2 protein-coding genes are annotated in these 2,879 nt (G+C 71.7%); both read right to left on the bottom strand.

Translation table 11 applies throughout. The annotated features are described in order from the left end of the window. A partial coding sequence (locus B0W88_RS30920) for a hypothetical protein (RefSeq protein WP_077038312.1) occupies positions 1 to 1,773 on the bottom strand: 1,773 nt, incomplete at its 3' end. Further along, a partial coding sequence (locus B0W88_RS30925; protein WP_144007107.1) for an efflux RND transporter periplasmic adaptor subunit occupies positions 1,761 to 2,879 on the bottom strand: 1,119 nt, incomplete at its 5' end. The genes B0W88_RS30925 and B0W88_RS30920, both read right to left, overlap by 13 nt.

The following is a 2,879-nucleotide window of genomic DNA, read 5'->3' on the forward strand; positions in this document are numbered from 1 at the left end:
GCCGACGACCTCGCCGCGCTTCACGTAGCGGCCCGCCAGGTCGTCGGGCCGCTGCAGCAGCAGCGTGCCGGCCACCTCGGCGCGCACGACCAGCTTGGCCGCCTCGTCCTCCAGCGTCGCCAGCGCGGCCCGCTCGCGGCGCACCTCGTCGGCCATCAGCGCCGCGCGCGATGGAGACACGCCGAAGGCCGCGTCGTACTTCGCCTGCGCCAGCTGCACGCGCCCGCGCTGCTCGCCGACCCGCGCGTCCAGTCCCGGATCGACCAGCTCCGCCACCGTCTGCCCCGGCTTCACTGCCTCGCCCGGCCGCAGCAGCAGCTTCGAGACGAAGCCGGCCCCCTGCGCCCGCAGCACCGCGTTGTCGCTGGGCCAGACCACGCCGGTGGCCATCGTGTGGTGCGGTAGCGGCACGACGAAGAGGAGAAGCGCAAGACCTGACCCCGCGATCCACAGCACCCGCCGCACCCGCTGCGACTGCGGCTCCAGCGCCGGGTCCCCGGCCAGCCGCCGCAGGCCCTTGAACCACGGGATCAGGAGGCTCGCGACGATGCCCCAGGCCGCGATCAGCACGCCGAGGAAGAAGTAGCGGCTGGCGATGAACACCGCGATGCTGAACAGCACGAAGAGGCGGTAGGCCAGCGCCGCCGGCGCGTAGGCGATGAACCAGCGCCGCTCGCCGGGCGTGCTGGGCGGCCGCTCGGCCTGGTGCTGGCCGAAGACGTGAAAGCGCAGCAGCCAGCCCCAGTAGTCGGTGGCGCGCTGGCCAAGGTTGGGGCTCTCGATCGCGTCCGCGAAGATGTAGTAGCCGTCGTAGCGCAGCAGCGGGTTGGCGTTGAACATCAGCGTGGTCAGGCTCGCCAGCACGATCACGTTGAAGGCCAGCGAACGCGCGAAGCCCGGCTCCAGCGCCAGCCACAGGTAGAAGGCCAGCGCGGCGATGAACAGCTCGGTCAGCATGCCCGCCGCGCCCACCAGCATGCGCGGCCAGCGGCTGGAAAAACTGCTGGCGCTGCTGGCGTCCACATAGGGCACCGGAAAGAAGACCAGCAGCATCAGGCCCATCTCGTGCACCTCGCCGCCGAAGCGTTTGGCGGCAAGCCCGTGGCCGATCTCGTGGGCCGCCTTCAGCAGCGGGAACAGCAGGGCCAGCAGCAAGAGGTTGTCCACCGCCAGCAGGCGCTCGTTGATATTGCCGGTCAGCTCGCGCCAGTGGCTGGGGGCCAGCAGCAGCGCCGGCAGCACGACGGCCAGCCACAGCAGCAGCCCGGGCAGCCGCGCCAGCGGGCCGGCGGCGGCGATCACGCGCCCCAACCAGGCATCCGGGTCCCACAGCGGGAAGCGCAGCGAGACCGGGTTGGCGAAGCGCTGCAGCCACTTGGCCTTGCGCTGCCTGCCGCCGCGCTCGAACAGCTCGGCCACATCGGGCGTGACGTCGCACTGGATCAGGTCGGCCGCATAGAGCTGGCCGAACAGCTGCACCAGCTCGTCCTGGCTGGGCGTGTGCTCGTCCATCGCGGCGCTGAGCCGCTCCCACACCTGCTGCAGCGTGCGGCGGCCGTCGAGCAGGCCGATCACGCGGTAGCTGCCCGGATTGAAGCGGTGGTACTTGCCGGAGACCCGGTCCTCGACGACATACCAGATCTCGCCGCGATACACGTGCCGGTGGATGCGCACATGCCCGCGCAGCCGCGGCTTCAGCGTGGCGACGCGGTACCAGTTCGCGGAGAACAGCGCGTCGCCGAGCGGGCGTTGAGGCGAGGCTACGGTGTCCATTGCCAGAAGGCCAAACTCACCCAGTCGGTGAAGCGATGCGTCCAGACCCACAGCAGGCTGCGCCTGCCGGCGACGACCTTGGCCACGCCCTCCATGTTCGGCTTCAGCTGCACGCCGCTGCCGGGGTCGGACAGCGCGGCCTCGGCGCGGAAGTAGTTGCGCCCCTCCTCCACCACCGAGACCGGCGTGACCGACTTCAGCGTGAAGTGCCAGCGCTGGCCCGGCGCGCCGGTCAGCACCAGCTCGCCCTCCTGGCCGGGCTGCACGCGGGCGATGTCGCGCTCGTCCACCTTCAGCATCACCCGCCAGCTCGCCAGCGGCGCCAGCTCGAACAGCGTCTTGCCCATCTCCATCGGCGCGCCCAGCTGCTGCGAGAGGTCGCCCTTGACCACCACCGCGTCGAACGGCGCCGTCAGCGCCACGCGCGCGAGCTTGGACAGCACCAGATCCAGGTTGGCCCGCGCCTGGTTGGCCTGCGCGGCCGAGAGCCGCTGGTTGACCCGGTCCGCCTGGGCCATCGCCTCGCGTTCCTTGCGCTCGGCCATCTCCAGTTCGGTTTCCCAGCGCACCTTCTCCAGCTGCAGTTCGCGGTCGTCCATGCGGGCCAGCACCTGGCCGGCCTTGACGGTGTCGCCGGCGCGGGCGGGCGCATCGCGCAGGAAGCCGTCGAAGGGCGCGACGGCCGCGCGCTGCACCGCGCCTTCGACGACGGCAGGCGCGGAGACGCGATCCTCCACCGGCACCAGCGCCGCGATGAGCAGCAGCAGCGCCAGCACGCCGGCGCCGAGCTTCAGGCCGGGATGCGAGGCATCGGTCAGCCGCGCCATCGCATGCCGCGCGCTGCGCTTCGCGTGGGCCCACAGGCTCTCGTCGCGCGCATGCTTGTGCTCCAGCACCGGCGCCAGCACGCCGGCCAGCAGCTCCATGCCCTTCAGCTCGGCCGGCACAAAACCTGTGTTGCGCTCGAACAGCAGCACCGCCAGCGGCGGCGAGGCGCCCACCGCCAGCGGGATCGAGGCCAGCGCGGCGCTGCCCGAATCGGCGGCGTAGCGGGCATGGGCCATGGTCAAGACCTGGCCCTCGTCGTCCTCGGGCCAGACCACCAC

It is taken from the genome of Pelomonas sp. KK5, from assembly GCF_001984095.1.
Taxonomy (GTDB): domain Bacteria; phylum Pseudomonadota; class Gammaproteobacteria; order Burkholderiales; family Burkholderiaceae_C; genus KK5.